The following is a 17,907-nucleotide window of genomic DNA, read 5'->3' as shown; positions in this document are numbered from 1 at the left end:
GGTGAAAACATTCGACGACCTGTTCGCTGAGCTGAGCCAGAAGGCTCTTGACCGCCCGGTTGGGTCCGGTACCGTCCGTGAACTTGACGCCGGGGTGCATGCCATCGGCAAGAAGATCGTCGAAGAGGCCGCAGAAGTCTGGATGGCCGCCGAGTACCAGAGCGACACCGAAACCGCTGAAGAGATATCGCAGCTGATCTACCACCTGCAGGTCCTGATGGTGGCGAAGGGGCTTTCCCCCGAGGACGTCTACCGACATCTGTGATGTCGTCACCTCGCGAAACCCACCCGCCTTCGGCAAGACCCACCTTTGGAAAGATTGACATGTTGAGAATCGCTGTGCCCAACAAGGGCTCGCTCGCCGAGACCGCCGCCCAGATGCTGTCGGAGGCCGGCTACAACGGCCGCCGCGACTCGCGCGACCTGGTCGTTTCCGACCCGCACAACGACGTGGAGTTCTTCTACCTGCGTCCCCGCGACATCGCCACCTACGTCGGCAGCGGCGCGCTGGACGTCGGCATCACCGGCCGTGACCTGCTGCTGGACTCCCGCTCGACCGCCGGCGAGATCGCCAGCCTCGACTTCGGTGATTCCACCTTCCGCTTCGCCGGGCCCGCCGGCCGCTTCAGCGAGCTCACCGACCTCGAGGGCCTCAGGGTAGCGACGAGTTACCCCGGTCTGGTCGGCACCTTCCTGGCCGGTCACGGCGTCACCGTCGACCTGGTCACCCTCGACGGCGCGGTCGAATCCGCCGTCCAGCTCGGCGTGGCGGATGCCGTCGCCGACGTCGTCTCCACCGGCTCCACCCTGCGGAAGGCCGGCCTGCAGATCTTCGGCCCGGTCATCCTCGAGTCGACGGCGGTGCTCATCACCTCCGAGAACGAACACCCGGGCATCAACACCCTGCTGCGTCGCCTGCAGGGCGTGCTCGTGGCCCGCCAGTACGTGCTCGTGGACTACGACGTGCACGTGGACAACCTCGACGCCGCCTGCCAGGCCGCGTCCGGAATCGAGTCGCCCACGATCTCGTCACTGCGCGACCCGAACTGGGTGGCCGTACGGGTGATGATCCCGCGGCTGGACACCAACAGCGTGATGGACCGGCTCTACGAGCTCGGCGCCCGCGCCATCCTCGTCACCTCGATCCACAACGCCCGGTTGTAACCATGGGCCTCGCCGTTCGAGTGATCCCGTGCCTCGACGTGGCCAACGGCCGCGTCGTCAAGGGTGTCAACTTCCAGAACCTGCGCGATGCCGGTGACCCCGTCGAACTCGCCAAGCGGTACTACGAGCAGGGCGCGGACGAACTCACCTTCCTCGACGTGACAGCCACCGTCGACGACCGCTCGACGACCTACGACGTGGTGCGGGCCACCGCCGAGCAGGTCTTCATCCCGCTCACCGTGGGCGGCGGCATCCGCAGCGTCGACGACGTGTCCAGGCTGCAGGCCAGCGGCGCCGACAAGGTGGGCGTGAACAGCGCCGCCATCCTGCGGCCGGCGCTGATCTCCGAGATCGCCGACAGGTACGGCGCCCAGGTGCTGGTGCTGTCCCTCGACGTCAAACGCAGCCAGCGCATGCCCTCCGGTTTTGTGGTCACCACGCACGGCGGCCGCACCGAAACCGACCTGGACGCCCTCGCCTGGGCCCGCCAGGCGATCGAACTGGGAGCCGGCGAACTGCTGGTGAACAGCATCGACGCCGACGGCACCAAGGCCGGCTTCGACCTCGAACTGATCACGATCATGCGCGAGCTCAGCAGCGTCCCGGTGATCGCGTCCGGGGGAGCCGGCCTTCTCGAGCACTTCCCGCCGGCGATCGCGGCGGGAGCCGACGCCGTGCTGGCCGCCTCCGTCTTCCACAGCGGAGACCTGACGATTGGCGACGTCAAGCGTGAGCTTGCCGACGCCGGAATGGTGGTGCGCCGATGAACGTCGACGCCGCTCTGGACTCCGCCCGCTTCGACGCCACCGGGCTGCTGCCCGCCGTCATCCAGCAGTGGGACAGCGCCGAGGTGCTGATGCTGGGCTGGATGGACCGTGAGGCCCTCCGACGCACCCTCACCGAGGGCCGCGTCACCTTCTGGTCCCGCAGCCGGCAGGAGTACTGGCGCAAGGGCGACACCTCCGGCCACGCCCAGTTCGTGCGGTCAGCGGCCCTGGACTGCGACGCCGACACCCTCGTCGTTCAGGTCGAGCAGATCGGCGCGGCCTGCCACACCGGCACGCACACCTGCTTCGACGGCCGTGGCATCGACGTGACCGGGATTCTCCCCGAGGCTCAGCGATGAGCGCCGGCTCGACCACGCTGGAGACCTTCACCGGCCTGCTCGGCGAGCACCGGGTGATCCCGGTGATCCGGGAGCTCTTCGCCGACGGCGAGACGCCGGTGGGCATCTACCGCAAACTCGCCAACGGCACCGCGGGCAGTTTCCTGCTCGAATCCGCCGAACAGGGCGGCATCTGGTCGCGGTTCTCGTTCGTCGGGGTGTCGTCCTTCGGCGTGCTCACCCAGTCCGGCGACGACACCGCCTGGCTCGACTACGGTGTCTCCGCCGAGCGGGCCTTCGGTGGCGCCACCGACCTGGCGCCGCTCAACGCGCTCGCCTACCTCTACGAGCGCTGGCAGACCCCGCGGCTGCCCGAGCACCCGCCGCTGACCGGCGGCCTGGTCGGCTTCATCGGCTGGGAGGCCATCCGCCAGATCGAGCGACTGCCCAACCGTCCGCCCGCGGACTACGACGTGCCCGGCCAGGCGTTCAGCTTCGTGGCCGACCTCGTCGTGATCGACCACAAGTACGGAACCGTGCAGCTCATCGCCAACGTGCTCAACGACGGCACCGACCCGACGGACACCCTGTGGCCGGCCGCCCAGGCACGCCTGGACGCCCTGCAGACCCGGCTCACCCAGCCGGCCGAGGTCTTCGTGTCCGAGGTCGACCTGTCCACCCCGGCGGCCCCGCAGCACCGCACCGAGCGAGCGGATTTCCTCGCCGCTGTCGGCACGTCCAAACAGCACATCGTCGACGGCGACGTGTTCCAAGTCGTCATCTCGCAGCGCTTCGATCAGGAGTGCACCGCGGACCCGATCGACGTCTACAGGGTGCTGCGCAGCCTCAACCCCAGCCCGTACATGTACCTGCTCAGCCTCGAGTCCACCAGCGGCCAGCCGTATTCGATCGTCGGGTCCTCACCCGAGGCGCTGGTGAAGGTCGCGAACACCCGGGTCTTCACCCATCCCATCGCCGGGTCCAAGCCCCGCGGCGCGACACCGGAGGCCGACGCCGACTTCGAAACCGAGCTCGCCGGCGACCCCAAGGAGCGCGCCGAGCACCTCATGCTCGTCGATCTGGCGCGCAACGACCTGCTCAAGGTCTGCCGCGCCGGATCGGTGGAGGTGACGGAGTTCATGCGCATCGAACGGTTCAGCCACATCATGCACCTGGTCTCCTCGGTCGAGGGGGACCTGCTGCCGGAGATGACCGCGATCGACGTCTTCAGGGCCACCTTCCCGGCCGGCACCCTCTCCGGGGCTCCCAAGCCACGGGCGCTGGAGATCATCGACTCCCTCGAACCGGCCCAGCGCGGCGTGTACGGCGGGGTGGTGGGCTACTTCGGTTTCGCCGGCGACGCCGACCTGGCCATCGCCATCCGCACCGCGACGATCATGAACGGTGTCGCGTACGTGCAGGCCGGCGGTGGGCTCGTCGCCGACTCCGATCCGGCGTCGGAGTTCCAGGAGTCCCAGAACAAGGCGGCGGCCCCGCTCCGCGCCGTCGCCGTGGCCAACGCGATGACCCGGGTGTACTGAATGATCACACCGCGCCGCATCAAGCCGACCCTGATCCTGGCCGTGATCGCCGCGAGCGGGCTCGCCCTGCTGGCCTGGACCCAGGTCTGGGTGACCGTGCGGCTCGCCGCGGACGGTACCACCCAGCAGGTCCTCGACGTCACCGGCAGCATCGCGGCGCCGGGCCTGACCGCCCTTGCCCTGGCCGGGCTCGCCCTGGCCGGGGCGCTCACCATCGCCGGCGTGGTCATCCGCACCATCCTGGGCCTGCTCGAAGCGCTCCTCGGAGTCAGCGTCATCCTCTCCGCCGCACTGGCGCTGGCGGACCCGATCGGCGCGAGCGCCGCCGCTGTCACCACCGCCACGGGCCTCGCCGGCGTCGACTCCACCCGCTCGGCGGTGAGCAGCGCCGAGCTGACCTTCTGGCCGTTCCTGGCCCTCGCCGCCGGCATCCTGATGCTCATCGTCGGCCTCGTCGTGTGCGTCACCGCCCGGCGTTGGCCCGGCCCGACCACGCGCTACGAGAGCACCCGCCTGGAACCGGCGACGGATGCCACGACCGGCCAGGGGCGCCCCCGTGACGCCGTCGACGACTGGGACGGCCTCACCAGGGGCGACGACCCCACCGTCTGACCTGGCTAACCCGGCAAGCTAGAATTGTCCCGCACGCCCACTGACCTTTAGGAGAACCATGAGCTTCGAGTCGGCAGACCCCGGCCACGGCCATTCGACGGCGGCCTGGACCGCAGTCACCATCATGCTGATCGCGTTCGCCATCGGCACCGTCGCGTTCTTCTTCGAGGTCGTCTGGCTCGTCTGGGCATCGGCCGTCCTCCTCCTCCTCGGCCTCGTCGCCGGCTGGATCATGGCCAAGGCGGGCTACGGCGCGGCGTCGGTCGACGGAAGCCACTGACACAGTGCCCTCCGACCTCCTCGCAGAACTTCTCACCGGTTCGCTCGCCGACGCAGAGACCCGCAGGCTGGACCGCCCTCTGGCGACCGTAGAGGCCGAGGCGCTCGCCCAGGCCCCGGCCCTCGACGCGTTACACGCTCTCGCACCGTCCGACCGGGTGAAGATCATCGCCGAGGTCAAGCGCGCCAGCCCGTCCCGCGGCCCCTTGGCCGAGATCACCGACCCGGCCGCACTGGCCGTGTCCTATGAGTTCGGTGGCGCCAGCGCCATCAGCGTGCTCACCGAGAGTCGCCGGTTCCTCGGCTCGTTGGCCGACCTGGAACAGGTCAAGGCGTCCGTGTCGATTCCCGTGCTGCGCAAGGACTTCATCGGCACCGCCTACCAGGTTCTCGAAGCGCGCGCGGCGGGAGCTGACCTCGTACTGCTCATCGTCGCAGCCCTGGACCAGACCACCCTGGGCGCCCTGCACAGCCTGGTGCTCGAACTGGGCATGACCCCGCTGGTCGAGACGCACAGCGCGGACGAGGTCGAGCGGGCGTTGGACGTCGGCGCCAACCTCGTCGGCGTGAACGCCAGAAACCTCAGCACCTTCGAACTCGACCAGAACCTCTTCGCGAGCCTGGCCGACCGCATCCCCGCCGGCGTCGTCCGCGTGGCGGAGTCCGCGGTCAAGACCGCCGCCGACGTGGCGCACTACCGCGCCGCGGGCGCCGACGTCGTGCTGGTCGGTGAAGCCCTCGTCACCAGCGATCCCATTCTCACCCTCAACGAATTCCTGGCGGTATAGATGTCCAGCGCAAATCCTTCCCTCCGCGCCCAGTCCGGCCCTTACTTCGGCGATTTCGGCGGCAGGTTCGTTCCGGAGTCCCTGGTGGCCGCCCTCGATGAGCTCTCGGCCGAGTACACCCTCGCCAAGGCCGACCCGGCCTTCGCCGCCGAGTTGTCCGAGCTGCACCGCAGCTACACCGGCCGGCCGTCGCTGATCACCGAGGTGCCCCGATTCGCCGCACACGGCGGCGGTGCCCGCATCATCCTCAAGCGCGAGGACCTCAACCACACCGGCTCCCACAAGATCAACAACGTTCTCGGCCAGGTGCTGCTCACCAAGCGCATCGGCAAGAAGCGGGTGATCGCCGAGACCGGCGCCGGTCAGCACGGCGTCGCCACGGCGACCGCCGCCGCCCTCTTCGGGTTGGACTGCGTGGTCTACATGGGTGAGGTCGACACGGAGCGTCAGGCGCTCAACGTCGCCCGGATGCGTCTGCTCGGCGCCGAGGTCGTCTCGGTGAAGACAGGCTCCCGCACCCTCAAGGACGCCATCAACGACGCGATGCGTGACTGGGTCACCAACGTGGAGACCACCAACTACGTCTTCGGCACCGTTGCCGGCCCGCACCCGTTCCCCGCCATGGTGCGGGACTTCCAGAAGATCATCGGTGAAGAGGCCAGGCAGCAGGTGCTCGACCTCACCGGGCGGCTGCCCGACGCCGTCACCGCCTGCGTCGGGGGCGGTTCCAACGCCATGGGCATCTTCCACGCGTTCCTCGACGACCCCGAGGTGGCACTGTACGGCTACGAGGCCGGCGGCGAAGGCATCGAGGGCCTGCGGCACGCCGCGACCCTCACCAAAGGCCGCCCCGGCGTGTTGCACGGCGCGCGCAGCATGATGCTGCAGGACGAAGACGGTCAGACCGTCGAGTCCCACTCGATCTCCGCTGGACTCGACTACCCGGGCGTCGGTCCCGAGCACGCCTGGTTGGCCAGCATCGGCCGGGCCAGCTACCTGCCCGTCACCGACGCCGAAGCCATGGACTCACTGCGCCTGCTCAGCCGCACCGAGGGCATCATTCCCGCCATCGAATCGGCCCATGCCCTGGCAGGGACCCTGGAGCTGGGCAAACAGCTCGGCCCGGATTCGATCATCCTGGTCAACCTTTCGGGTCGCGGCGACAAGGACATGGAAACCGCCGGCCGCTACTTCGACCTTCTCGACGCTGGAGCGCAGCAACTGTGACGAACGCAAGCACCGGTTACACAAGCACCGTCGAGACCACGATCGCCGCGCGCCGGGCCGCCGGGGGCGGCGCCCTGATCGGCTACCTGCCGGTCGGCTTCCCCACCCTGACCGAGAGCATCGACGCCGCCGTCGCGATCGCCACGAGCGGGGTAGATATCCTCGAACTCGGTCTGCCGTACTCCGACCCCGTCATGGACGGCCCGGTCATCCAGGCGGCCACCCAGCAGGCCCTGGCCAACGGTTTCCGTCTGCGGCACGGCTTCGAGGCCGTCGCCGCGATCACAGGCCAGGTCGACACCCCGGTGCTCATGATGACCTACTGGAACCCCGTACTGCAGTACGGCGTCGACAGGTTCGCCGACGACCTGGCCGCCGCCGGGGGAGCCGGGCTGATCACGCCGGACCTGATTCCCGACGATGCTCAGACCTGGCTGGATGCCAGTGAGCGCGCCGGCCTCGACAGGGTCTTCCTGGCCGCCCCGTCGTCCTCGGACGAGCGACTGCTGCAGGCCGTCACCCGAAGCCGCGGATTCGTCTACGCGGTCTCCACCATGGGCATCACCGGAGCCCGGTCCGATGTGGACTCGGCTGCCCGGGTACTCGTCACCCGCCTGCGGGAAGCCGGCTCCGTCAACGCCTGTGTCGGCCTGGGAATCTCCACCCCCGCCCAGGTGCGCGAGGTGCTGGAGTACGCCGACGGCGCCATCGTCGGCTCCGCGCTGGTGAAGGCACTGTCCGTCGGGGGAGTCGACGCCGTCGCAACCCTCGCCGCGGAACTGGCCGCCGGAGCCCGCGACATCCGCGCCGCCGTCTAGCGTTGCCGTCCAACCCTGTTTCCTGACCCCGTCGGCCGTTCTCGCCGTCAGGTCCCTGCGTTTATGCCATCCCGTTTAGGGTAAATTGTCCGAGGCGGTCGATCGACCGGCTCCCAGTGACCAGAGTGTCACGATGAAAGGTTGTTGTGGTGTCGTTGCCCTTGAGCATTCCGAGCCCTGAGTGGAGCTTCTTCGACCTGGGGCCGTTCCGCATCCACGCGTATGCGATCTGCATCCTGATCGGTATCTTCCTGGCCACCGCGATGACCTCGCGGCGGCTGACGAAGCGCGGCGGCGAGCCGGGCGTGGTGCTGGACATCATCCTCTGGGCCGTTCCGCTGGGCATCGTCGGAGCCCGGATCTTCCACGTGCTCACCCACCCCAACGATTACTTCTACGACGGAGCGAACCTCTGGGACGTCTTCGCGGTGTGGAAGGGCGGCATCGCCATCTTCGGCGCCCTGCTCGGCGGTGCCGTCGGCGCGTACATCGGCACCCGACGCGCCGGCATCCGGTTCTGGTCGTTCGCCGACGCCCTGGCCCCGGGAATGCTCCTCGCCCAGGCCATGGGGCGACTCGGCAACTGGTTCAATCACGAGCTGTTCGGCCTGCCCACCACGCTCCCGTGGGGCCTGGAGATCTCCACCGACAACCCCGCGTACCCCGTCGGCCTGCCCGTCGGCACCCTCTTCCACCCCACCTTCCTGTACGAGATCGTCTGGAACCTGGTCGGTGTCGCCGTGATCCTCATCCTCGAACGCAAGTTCCGGCTGCGCTGGGGCACCGCGTTCGGTGTCTACCTGATCTGGTACGGCGCGGGACGCAGCGTGTTCGAATCGATCCGCGTCGACCCGAGCGAGATCTTCTTCGGCCTCCGCACCAACGTGTGGGCCGCCCTGTTCGCCATCCTGGTCGGCCTGATCATCATCATCGTGCAGAGCAGACGGCACACCGGAATCGAACTGAGCCCGTACCTGCCCGGGCGCGAGTGGAAGCCGGTCGACCCTGAGGTAGAATCTGGTGAAACCGATTCCGTTTTCGAGGATCACGGCAATGAGGCTGATGAACCCGTTGAATCACGCGACGTCGACGCCACAAGCACAACCGACTCCCGCCCCTAACCGCGGTCATCCCACCCGGTCCACGGTTTTCGCCCTCCATTTCGGGCGGAGTGGCTTATCTTCTTCCCGCGGGCCAACGTCGTCCCCACCTGCCAGTCATTTTGTGAGGACGGTCTAATGACGCAGCAACCCCTCTTCTCCAGGTTCAGTAGTGTTCCCTCAGCCCAGGGGCTCTACAACCCGCACGACGAACGTGATGCCTGCGGTCTCGCCATGGTCGCCACCCTGCGGGGAACGGCCGGACACGACATCATCACGCGAGCGCTCGACGCACTGCGCAACCTCGAACATCGCGGTGCGGTCGGTTCCGACGCCGGAACGGGCGACGGCGCCGGTATCGTCACCCAGATCCCGGATGAGTTCTTCCGTGCGGTGTCCACGTTCGACCTGCCCGACGCCGGACGGTACGCCGTCGGCAACGTCTTCCTGCCTACCGAGCCGACCGCCCGCAGCGCGGTCAAGAGCGCCATCGAGGCCATCGCCAAGGAGGAGAACCTCCTCGTTCTCGGCTGGCGCGAGGTCCCGGTTCGCCCCGACGAGGTCGGCAACCTGGCGCGGGCCGCGATGCCCGCCATCCAGCAGCTTTACGTTTCCAGCAGCCGCACCACCGAGGACGGCCTGCCCCTGGCCGGCATCAACCTGGACCGCCAGGCCGTCCGGTTGCGGAAACGCTCCGAACGCGAGGTGGAGACCTACTTCGCGTCGTTGTCCTGCCGCACCATCGTGTACAAGGGCATGGTCACGACCCTTCAGCTGGAGCCGTTCTACCCCGACCTTTCCGACGAGCGCTTCACCTCGAAGCTGGCGCTGGTGCACTCGCGGTACTCCACCAACACCTTCCCGTCCTGGCCGCTCGCGCAGCCGTTCCGGATGATCGCGCACAACGGCGAGATCAACACGGTGCAGGGCAACCGCAACTGGATGCGCGCCCGCCAGTCGCAGCTCGAATCGGAGTTGCTCGGCGACCTGAACCCGTTGTTCCCGATCGTCACCCCCGGCGCCAGCGACTCGGCGTCCTTCGATGAGGTCGTCGAACTGCTGAGCCTGTCCGGCCGGTCGCTGCCGCACGCCGTCATGATGATGGTGCCGGAGGCCTGGGAGAACCAGCCCGACCTGGACCGTGACCGCCGAGCGTTCTACGAGTACCACTCCATGTTGATGGAACCGTGGGACGGCCCCGCCGCCATCGTCTTCACCGACGGCACCCTCGTCGGCGCCACCCTGGACCGCAACGGTCTGCGGCCCGGCCGCTACGTGATCACCGACGACGGACTCGTCGTGCTCGCCAGCGAGATCGGCGTCATCGACGTCGACCCCGCCCGGGTGGTCCGCAAGGGGCGCCTGCAGCCCGGCAAGATGTTCCTCGTCGACACCGAGGCCGGCCGCATCATCGAAGATGAGGAGATCAAGGGCGACCTCGCCGCCAGCGAGCCCTGGGGCTCCTGGCTCGACGCCGGCCGGATCAACCTCAAGGACCTGCCGGAACGGGAGCACATCGTGCACCCGCCGGCATCCGTGGTCCGTCGCCAGCGCACCTTCGGCTACACCGAAGAAGAGGTACGCATCCTGCTGGCCCCGATGGCCCGCAACGGCGCGGAGCCGCTCGGTGCGATGGGCAGCGACACGCCCATCGCGGTGCTCAGCGAGCGCCCCCGGCTGCTCTTCGACTACTTCACCCAGCAGTTCGCGCAGGTGACGAACCCGCCGCTGGACTCGATCCGGGAAGAGGTCGTCACCAGCCTCAAGCTGGGCCTCGGCCCCGAGCTCAACCTGCTCGCGGCGGGCCCGGAGCACGCTCGCCAGGTGGTGCTCGACTTCCCGGTCATCGACAACGACGAGCTGGCCAAGATCCAGCACATCGACACGTCCCCCGGCAGCCGCACCACCACCACCATCCGTGGCCTCTACAGATTCGACGAGGGTCCCAGCGCACTCTCCAACCGGATCGAGGAAATGTGCCACGAGGTCGACGCGGCCATCGAGGACGGCGCTCTCTTCATCGTGCTGTCCGACCGGGACAGCACCAAGGACCTCGCGCCCATCCCGTCGCTGCTGATGATCGCGGCCGTGCACCACCACCTCATCCGCACCGAGAACCGGCTCAAGGTCGGCATCGTCGTGGAAGCCGGTGACGTGCGCGAGGTGCACCACGTGGCGCTCCTGATCGGGTACGGCGCCAGCGCCGTCAACCCGTACCTGGCCATGGAGACCTGCGAGGACCTCGTGCGCAGCGGCTTCATCACCACCGTCACGCCCGAGAAGGCCGTGAAGAACGTGATCAAGGCGCTCGGCAAGGGCGTACTCAAGATCATGTCCAAGATGGGCATCTCCACGGTGTCGTCCTACGCCGGCGCGCAGACCTTCGAGGCCGTCGGCCTGAGCCAGGTCTTCATCGACCAGTACTTCACCGGCACCACGAGCAAGCTCGGCGGCGTCGGGATCGACGTGATCGCGGCCGAGAACCTCGAACGCCACACCGGCGCCTACCCGCCGGATGCCGCCGTCACCGTGCACGAGCGTCTCGCCACCGGCGGCGAATACCAGTGGCGTCGCGACGGTTCCCCGCACCTGTTCAACCCGGAGACCATCTTCAGGCTGCAGCACTCCACCCGCACCCGCCGCTACGACATCTTCAAGGAGTACACCAAGCTCGTCGACGACCAGTCGGAGAGCCTCATGACGCTGCGCGGCATGTTCGCCTTCAACATCGGGCAGCGAAAGCCCATCCCGATCGACGAGGTCGAGTCGGTCGCATCGATCGTGAAGAAGTTCTCCACCGGCGCGATGAGCTACGGCTCCATCTCGCAGGAGGCTCACGAGACCCTCGCCATCGCGATGAACCGGCTCGGCGGCAAGTCCAACACCGGTGAGGGCGGCGAGGACCTCGACCGTCTGCTCGACCCGACCCGGCGGAGCGCGGTCAAGCAGGTCGCGTCCGGCCGGTTCGGCGTCACGAGCATGTACCTCACCCACGCCGACGACATCCAGATCAAGCTCGCCCAGGGTGCCAAGCCGGGGGAGGGCGGCCAGCTGCCGCCCACCAAGGTTTACCCGTGGGTCGCCCGCACCCGGCACGCCACCGCGGGCGTGGGCCTGATCTCGCCGCCCCCGCACCACGACATCTACTCGATCGAAGACCTCAAGCAGCTGATCTTCGACCTCAAGCGGGCCAACCCGACAGCGCGCATCCACACCAAGCTGGTCAGCCAGTCCGGTATCGGTGCCGTCGCGGCCGGCGTCGCCAAGGCGCTCTCCGACGTGATCCTGGTATCGGGGCACGACGGCGGCACCGGCGCGAGCCCGCTCAACTCGCTCAAGCACGCCGGCACCCCCTGGGAACTCGGCCTCGCCGAGACCCAGCAGACCCTGATGCTGAACGGGATGCGCGACAGGGTCGTGCTCCAGGTCGACGGCCAGCTCAAGACCGGCCGCGACGTCGTCATCGGCGCCCTGCTCGGAGCCGAGGAGTTCGGTTTCGCCACCGCCCCGCTCATCGTCGAGGGCTGCATCATGATGCGGGTCTGCCACCTGGACACCTGCCCGGTCGGCGTCGCAACCCAGAACCCCGAGCTCCGCAAACGGTTCAGCGGCAAGGCCGACTACGTGGTGAACTTCTTCGAGTTCATCGCTCAGGAGGTACGCGAGTACCTTGCCGAGCTCGGCTTCCGGAGCCTCGACGAGGCCACCGGCCGCAAGGAACTGTTGAACGTGAACGGCGCCCTCAACCACTGGAAGGCATCCGGGCTCAACCTGGCGCCGATCCTGGTCGGCCCCGACTTCTCCGCCGGCGAACCGCGGCGATCCAGCCGGGAGCAGGAACACGAACTCGACGAGCACTTCGACGTCGAGCTGATCAGGCAGAGCGCCAACGTGCTCGAGCACGGCGGCCAGGTCACGATCGCGCTGCCGATCCGCAACACCGAACGCGCCGTCGGCACCATGCTGGGCCACCAGGTGACCCTGCAGCACGGCGAGAACGGCCTGCCGGCCGGCTCCATCGACGTCACCCTGACCGGGTCGGCCGGGCAGTCCCTCGGAGCGTTCCTGCCCAGCGGCATCACCCTGCGCCTCGAGGGCGACTCCAACGACTACGTCGGCAAGGGCCTCTCCGGCGGGCAGATCATCGTGCGCCCCGACCGCGGCAGCGTCTTCGCCGCCGAGGAGAACGTGATCGCCGGAAACGTGATCGGCTACGGCGCCACCCTGGGCAGCATGTTCATCCGCGGCATCGTCGGTGAACGATTCCTGGTGCGCAACTCCGGTGCGACCGCCGTCGTCGAGGGGGTGGGCGACCACGCCCTCGAGTACATGACCGGTGGACTCGCCGTGATCCTCGGCGAGACCGGCCGCAACCTCGGCGCGGGCATGTCCGGCGGAACCGCGTACATCTACCGGCTGCGCTCGGAGCTCGTCAACCGTGACTCGCTGGACTCCGGCGAACTCACCCTGCTGCCGCTCGGCAGCGCCGACATCGAAATCGTCGGTGACCTGCTGGAACAGCACCTGGAACAGACCGATTCTGTTCTGGCCGCGCGGCTCCTCGCCGACCGCGAAACGACAATGAAGAACTTCGTCAAGGTGCTGCCGCGTGACTACGCAGCCGTCCTGGCGACGAGGCAGAGCGCCGTGGCCGAGGGGCTCGACCCCGACGGCGACGTGGTCTGGAACCGCATCTTGGAGGTAACCAATGGCTGACCCGAAGGGATTCCTGAAGACCACGGACCGGGAACTTCCCGCCCGTCGTCCGGTCTCCATCCGTCTGATGGACTGGAAAGAGGTCTACGAGGCCGGCGACTCCGCCGTGCTCAAGCGCCAGGCCGGCCGTTGCATGGACTGCGGCGTTCCGTTCTGCCACCAGGGCTGCCCGCTGGGCAACCTGATCCCGGAGTGGAACGACCTCACCTGGCGTGATGAGGGCCGGCAGGCCATCGAGCGGCTACACGCGACCAACAACTTCCCCGAGTTCACCGGCCGGCTCTGCCCGGCCCCGTGCGAGTCGGCCTGCGTCCTCGGCATCAACCAGCCGGCGGTGACCATCAAGCAGGTCGAGGTCTCGATCATCGACCAGGCCTTCGCCGAGGGCTGGGTCACCCCCCAGCCGCCCGGCCGACTCACCGGCAAGACCATCGCCGTCGTCGGCTCCGGACCCGCCGGACTCGCCGCCGCCCAGCAACTGACCAGGGCAGGGCACACCGTGGCCGTGTTCGAACGCGACGACCGCATCGGCGGCCTGCTGCGCTACGGCATCCCGGACTTCAAAATGGAGAAGAAGCACCTCGACCTGCGTCTGTCCCAGATGACCGCAGAGGGCACCCGCTTCCGCGCCGGCGTGAACATCGGGGTGGACATCACCTGGACCGATCTGCGGGCCAGGTACGACGCTGTCGTCATCGCGACCGGCGCCATGGTGCCCCGCGACCTGCCGATTCCGGGGCGCGACTTGCCCGGGGTGCATTTCGCGATGGAATACCTCGTGCAGCAAAACAAGGTCGGCGCCGGCGACACCGTCGACAACCAGATCCTCGCCGAAGGCAAGCATGTCGTCGTGCTCGGCGGCGGCGACACCGGTGCGGACTGCATCGGCACCGCGAACCGTCAGCTGGCCGCCTCGGTGACCAACCTGGCCATCGGCAAGCAGCCCGGTGACAGCCGCCCCGAGCACCAGCCCTGGCCGATGTCGCCGACCCTGTTCGAGGTATCCAGCGCCCACGAAGAGGGCGGAACGCGGGAATACCTCGCGTCCACCATCGAGTTCCTGGCCAACGACGCCGGTGAGGTGCGCGCCATCCGGGTCGCCGAAACCGAATATCTCGATGGCCGACGGGTGCCCAAAGCCGGAACCGAACGGGAGATTCCCGCTGATCTGGTGTTGCTGGCTCTGGGCTTCACCGGTCCGGACAGCGCCGAACTGACCCATGATCTGCATCTGCCGCTCGACGACCGGAGTAATGTCGTCCGTGATAGTGATTACCAGACCAGCCACGAGGGTGTATTCGTTGCCGGAGATGCAGGCCGAGGTCAGTCGCTCATCGTATGGGCGATCGCCGAAGGACGTGCTGCTGCGGCAGCCGTCGATCGGTATCTCGAAGGCGAGACTCAACTGCCCGCCCCGGTGAAGCCGACGGATCATTCGTTTGCCATCTGAGCGTACGAACTGATTCCGCTGCCCATTTCTCTCCAATCAACCGAACGCACCAATGCGCCAGACCGGCGCGGAAACCGGAGATCCACCAGTATGAGACGCGCGAAAATCGTCGCCACCCTCGGGCCGGCAGCATCCAGCTACGAACAGATCCGCGCCATTATCGACGCCGGCGTTGACGTCTGCCGTATGAACCTGAGCCACGGTGACTACACCGTGCACGAAGGCGTTTACGCCAACATCCGGAAGGCAGCCAACGACTCCGGCCGTGCTGTCGCCGTGATGGTCGACCTGCAGGGCCCGAAGATCCGTCTGGGCAAGTTCGAGGGCGGACCGTACGACCTCGCCGTCGGCGACATCTTCAAGATCACCACCGAGGACATCCTCGGCACCAAGGAACTGTCCGGCACGACCTACAAGGGCCTGCCGAACGACGTCAAGCAGGGGGACTTCCTCCTGATCGACGACGGCAAGGTCAAGGTCGAGGTCGTCGAGACCGACGGCACCGTCGTGACCACGAAGGTCATCGTCGCCGGCCCGGTGTCGAACAACAAGGGCATCAACCTGCCCGGTGTTGCCGTCAACGTGCCCGCCCTGTCCGTCAAGGACGAGGCCGACCTGCGTTGGGGCCTGCGCCTCGGCACCGACCTCATCGCACTGTCCTTCGTGCGCAACGCGGCCGACATCGACCGGGTGCACGAGATCATGGCCGAAGAGGGCCGCAAGGTTCCCGTCATCGCCAAGATCGAGAAGCCGCAGGCCGTCGAGGCCCTCGAGGGCATCGTTGACGCGTTCGACGCGATCATGGTGGCCCGTGGCGACCTGGGTGTCGAGCTTCCGCTCGAGGCCGTGCCGATCGTGCAGAAGCACGCCGTCGAACTGGCCCGCCGCATGGCGAAGCCGGTCATCGTCGCAACGCAGATGCTCGAATCGATGATCCACAGCCCCGTTCCCACGCGCGCGGAGACGTCTGACGTCGCCAACGCGGTGCTCGACGGTGCTGACGCGGTCATGCTCAGCGGCGAGACCAGCGTCGGCGAATACCCGGTGGTCACCGTCCAGACGATGGCGCGCATCGTGGCCTCCACCGAGGAGCACGGCCTGGAGCGGATCGCACCGCTCACCAACAAGCCGCGCACCCAGGGCGGCGCCATCACTCTGGCCGCCATCGAGGTCGCTGAATTCGTCGAGGCCAAGTACCTCTGCATCTTCACAGAGTCGGGAGACTCCGCGCGTCGTATGTCGCGCCTGCGCTCTTCGATCCCGATGCTGGCCTTCACCCCCGAGGCGAGCATCCGTCGTCGCCTCGCGTTGACTTGGGGCGTGCAGACGTACCTGGTCGACCGGGTGACCCACACCGACTCGATGTTCGGTCAGGTCGACGACATCCTGCTCGGCCAGGGACTGGCTGAGATCGGCGACAAGGTCGTGGTGATCTCCGGATCCCCTCCCGGAATCGCGGGTTCGACGAACGACATCCGGGTTCACCGCATCGGTGACGCCCACAACGGTGTCGCTCCGGCGTACGCCCAGCAGTAACCAGCAGTACGACAACAGCCCCACGGAGAAATCCGCGGGGCTGTTGTCGTATCCGTGGCGAACAGCCTCTGAGCGGCCGTGCACGACCGATGGACGCCTGTGCGCTCTGCGGGCGGACCGACGGCCGGATGCGGCGACCGATCGCTGAGACGGGCGTGTGCGGGCGCTGGAGGCCCGGTTGCGGGGGAGGAGGACGTCTATCAGGGGCAGAAACACCGCATGCCCGCCGCCGGTGGAACCGGGCAACGGGCATGCGGTGAAGTGGTACCGGTGGTGGGACTCGAACCCACACGTCCTTGCGAACAAAGCATTTTGAGTGCTCCGCGTCTGCCATTCCGCCACACCGGCTCACAACACCTGCACCAGAATACCGTAGGCTTTTGGCTGTGACCGACCAAGAGACAACTCCAGTACCCCCCCGCCGCGTCGTTGTAGCGGAGGATGAATCCCTCATCAGGCTCGACATCGTCGAGATCCTCCGAGACAACGGATTCGAAGTGGTGGGCGAAGCCGGCGACGGTGAGACCGCTGTGGCCCTGGCCACCGAGCTCCGCCCCGACCTGGTGATCATGGACGTCAAGATGCCGCACCTCGACGGGATCTCCGCCGCGGAACGCATCACCAAGGCCCACATCGCCCCGGTCGTACTGCTCACCGCGTTCAGCCAGAAGGAACTGGTCGAGCGCGCGAGCGAGGCCGGCGCCCTGGCGTACGTCGTGAAGCCGTTCACCCCGAACGACCTGCTGCCCGCGATCGAGATCGCCCTCTCGCGGTACAGCCAGATCATCACCCTCGAGGCCGAGGTCGCCGACCTGGTCGAACGTTTCGAGACCCGCAAGCTCGTCGACCGGGCCAAGGGTCTGCTCAACGAGAAGATGGGCCTGACCGAGCCGGAGGCGTTCCGATGGATCCAGAAGGCGTCCATGGACCGCCGTCTGACCATGCACGATGTCGCACAGGCGATCATCGAACAGCTCTCCGCCAAGAAATAGTCGGCCAGCCACAAAGCAGCCGGCACCACCGTCACGAAAAAAGCGGGTCCCTCCGGTGAGGGGCCCGCTTTTTCGTGCTCGCAGAGCGGATCAGCGTGCTGCCGGCTGGTCCAGGATCAGGTTGGTGATGCGAATCGTCGAACAGCGTCGGCCCGCATCGTCGGTCACCACGATCTCGTGGGTGGTGAGCGTGCGGCCCAGGTGGATCGGGGTGCACACGGCGGTGACATACCCGGAGGTGGCCGAACCGGTGTGGCTGGCATTGATCTCGATGCCCACGGCGAGTTTGCCGGGGCCGGCGTGCAGGTTGGCCGACATCGACCCGAGCGACTCGCCCATCACCACGTAGGCGCCGCCGTGCAGCAGCATGGCGGGCTGGGTGTTGCCCTCCACGGGCATCCGCGCCACGGCCCTCTCGAGTGAGAACTCGGTGAACTCGATGCCCATCTTGTCGGCCAGGTCGCCGGCGCCGCGTGCCTTCGTCCAGGCGAGGAAGTCGGTGGTGCTCTCGGGCGGGTTCTGCTCGGTCATGGTCACCTCGTGGCTCGGCTCAGCCCCACCGGAGGCGGCTTGTAGGCT

At 67.6% G+C, this 17,907-nt stretch carries 16 protein-coding genes and 1 tRNA gene; 15 read left to right on the top strand and 2 right to left on the bottom strand.

Annotation, left to right across the window (positions count from 1 at the left end; all coding sequences use genetic code 11):
• The first annotated feature begins 1 nt into the window (after position 1).
• From RCH12_RS00980 to pyk, 14 genes are all read left to right on the top strand, one after another.
• Positions 2 to 265, top strand: coding sequence for a phosphoribosyl-ATP diphosphatase (locus RCH12_RS00980; protein WP_103431881.1), 264 nt, complete (start codon positions 2 to 4; stop codon positions 263 to 265).
• A 59-nt stretch (positions 266 to 324) separates the two neighbouring features.
• Positions 325 to 1,164, top strand: coding sequence for an ATP phosphoribosyltransferase (gene hisG / locus RCH12_RS00975; RefSeq protein WP_327015778.1), 840 nt, complete (start codon positions 325 to 327; stop codon positions 1,162 to 1,164).
• Between the two features lie 2 nt (positions 1,165 to 1,166).
• Positions 1,167 to 1,931, top strand: coding sequence for an imidazole glycerol phosphate synthase subunit HisF (gene hisF / locus RCH12_RS00970; RefSeq protein WP_103431879.1), 765 nt, complete (start codon positions 1,167 to 1,169; stop codon positions 1,929 to 1,931).
• On the top strand, positions 1,928 to 2,290 hold the full coding sequence (hisI, locus tag RCH12_RS00965; protein ID WP_088456270.1) for a phosphoribosyl-AMP cyclohydrolase: 363 nt from the start codon (positions 1,928 to 1,930) through the stop codon (positions 2,288 to 2,290). Before hisF ends, hisI begins: the two co-directional genes overlap by 4 nt.
• A complete protein-coding gene (locus RCH12_RS00960) occupies positions 2,287 to 3,810 on the top strand; it encodes an anthranilate synthase component I (protein WP_103431878.1) in 1,524 nt (507 codons plus the stop codon). The genes hisI and RCH12_RS00960 overlap by 4 nt, the downstream gene beginning before the upstream one ends.
• Positions 3,811 to 4,422 carry a Trp biosynthesis-associated membrane protein gene (locus RCH12_RS00955; protein ID WP_327015777.1) on the top strand — a complete coding sequence of 204 codons (612 nt, stop codon included), beginning with the start codon at positions 3,811 to 3,813 and terminating at the stop codon, positions 4,420 to 4,422.
• Between the two features lie 58 nt (positions 4,423 to 4,480).
• Positions 4,481 to 4,702 carry a DUF6704 family protein gene (locus RCH12_RS00950; RefSeq protein WP_088456267.1) on the top strand — a complete coding sequence of 74 codons (222 nt, stop codon included), beginning with the start codon at positions 4,481 to 4,483 and terminating at the stop codon, positions 4,700 to 4,702.
• Positions 4,703 to 4,706: 4 nt separating this feature from the next.
• Complete coding sequence (gene trpC, locus RCH12_RS00945) at positions 4,707 to 5,489, top strand: indole-3-glycerol phosphate synthase TrpC (RefSeq protein WP_103431876.1); 783 nt, start codon at positions 4,707 to 4,709, stop codon at positions 5,487 to 5,489.
• Complete coding sequence (trpB, locus tag RCH12_RS00940; protein WP_103431875.1) at positions 5,490 to 6,716, top strand: tryptophan synthase subunit beta; 1,227 nt, start codon at positions 5,490 to 5,492, stop codon at positions 6,714 to 6,716.
• The gene (gene trpA, locus RCH12_RS00935; protein ID WP_103431874.1) at positions 6,713 to 7,534 is read left to right on the top strand and encodes a tryptophan synthase subunit alpha; all 822 of its coding nucleotides are present in this window, start codon (positions 6,713 to 6,715) and stop codon (positions 7,532 to 7,534) included. Before trpB ends, trpA begins: the two co-directional genes overlap by 4 nt.
• Before the next feature lie 146 nt (positions 7,535 to 7,680).
• Positions 7,681 to 8,655 (top strand): prolipoprotein diacylglyceryl transferase, encoded by a 975-nt coding sequence (gene lgt, locus RCH12_RS00930; protein ID WP_423739414.1) that lies wholly within the window; start codon positions 7,681 to 7,683, stop codon positions 8,653 to 8,655.
• Between the two features lie 117 nt (positions 8,656 to 8,772).
• A complete protein-coding gene (gltB, locus tag RCH12_RS00925) occupies positions 8,773 to 13,350 on the top strand; it encodes a glutamate synthase large subunit (protein ID WP_327015776.1) in 4,578 nt (1,525 codons plus the stop codon).
• Positions 13,343 to 14,800 carry a glutamate synthase subunit beta gene (locus RCH12_RS00920; protein ID WP_088456262.1) on the top strand — a complete coding sequence of 486 codons (1,458 nt, stop codon included), beginning with the start codon at positions 13,343 to 13,345 and terminating at the stop codon, positions 14,798 to 14,800. Before gltB ends, RCH12_RS00920 begins: the two co-directional genes overlap by 8 nt.
• A gap of 90 nt (positions 14,801 to 14,890) precedes the next feature.
• A complete protein-coding gene (gene pyk / locus RCH12_RS00915) occupies positions 14,891 to 16,336 on the top strand; it encodes a pyruvate kinase (RefSeq protein ID WP_088456261.1) in 1,446 nt (481 codons plus the stop codon).
• 262 nt (positions 16,337 to 16,598) lie between these two features.
• Here pyk and RCH12_RS00910 read toward each other — a convergent pair.
• Positions 16,599 to 16,684 (bottom strand) — tRNA-Leu (locus RCH12_RS00910).
• Between the two features lie 38 nt (positions 16,685 to 16,722).
• Here RCH12_RS00910 and RCH12_RS00905 point away from each other — a divergent pair.
• Positions 16,723 to 17,328: an ANTAR domain-containing response regulator gene (locus tag RCH12_RS00905; RefSeq protein ID WP_066595563.1), complete on the top strand. Its 606-nt coding sequence runs from the start codon at positions 16,723 to 16,725 to the stop codon at positions 17,326 to 17,328.
• Between the two features lie 90 nt (positions 17,329 to 17,418).
• On the opposite strand, the gene RCH12_RS00900 is transcribed toward RCH12_RS00905, so the two are convergent.
• Positions 17,419 to 17,859, bottom strand: a complete 441-nt coding sequence (locus RCH12_RS00900; RefSeq protein ID WP_088456260.1) for a PaaI family thioesterase — start codon at positions 17,857 to 17,859, stop codon at positions 17,419 to 17,421.
• Positions 17,860 to 17,907: the final 48 nt, after the last annotated feature.

It is taken from the genome of Cryobacterium sp. MP_3.1 (genome assembly GCF_035984795.1).
Classification (GTDB): Bacteria; Actinomycetota; Actinomycetes; order Actinomycetales; family Microbacteriaceae; genus Cryobacterium; species Cryobacterium zongtaii.
The sequence above is the reverse complement of the archived record's forward strand: the minus strand, read 5'-3'. Positions and strand labels throughout refer to the sequence as shown.

What these genes read in the sequence shown, in the direction of transcription:
- hisF (WP_103431879.1), top strand. Translation starts at nt 1,167, where the DNA reads ATGGGCCTCGCCGTTCGAGTGATCCCGTGCCTCGACGTGGCCAACGGC.
- RCH12_RS00900 (WP_088456260.1), bottom strand. Translation starts at nt 17,859, where the DNA reads ATGACCGAGCAGAACCCGCCCGAGAGCACCACCGACTTCCTCGCCTGG.
- RCH12_RS00960 (WP_103431878.1), top strand. Translation starts at nt 2,287, where the DNA reads ATGAGCGCCGGCTCGACCACGCTGGAGACCTTCACCGGCCTGCTCGGC.
- hisI (WP_088456270.1), top strand. Translation starts at nt 1,928, where the DNA reads ATGAACGTCGACGCCGCTCTGGACTCCGCCCGCTTCGACGCCACCGGG.
- pyk (WP_088456261.1), top strand. Translation starts at nt 14,891, where the DNA reads ATGAGACGCGCGAAAATCGTCGCCACCCTCGGGCCGGCAGCATCCAGC.
- RCH12_RS00950 (WP_088456267.1), top strand. Translation starts at nt 4,481, where the DNA reads ATGAGCTTCGAGTCGGCAGACCCCGGCCACGGCCATTCGACGGCGGCC.
- hisG (WP_327015778.1), top strand. Translation starts at nt 325, where the DNA reads ATGTTGAGAATCGCTGTGCCCAACAAGGGCTCGCTCGCCGAGACCGCC.
- RCH12_RS00920 (WP_088456262.1), top strand. Translation starts at nt 13,343, where the DNA reads ATGGCTGACCCGAAGGGATTCCTGAAGACCACGGACCGGGAACTTCCC.
- RCH12_RS00955 (WP_327015777.1), top strand. Translation starts at nt 3,811, where the DNA reads ATGATCACACCGCGCCGCATCAAGCCGACCCTGATCCTGGCCGTGATC.
- trpB (WP_103431875.1), top strand. Translation starts at nt 5,490, where the DNA reads ATGTCCAGCGCAAATCCTTCCCTCCGCGCCCAGTCCGGCCCTTACTTC.
- gltB (WP_327015776.1), top strand. Translation starts at nt 8,773, where the DNA reads ATGACGCAGCAACCCCTCTTCTCCAGGTTCAGTAGTGTTCCCTCAGCC.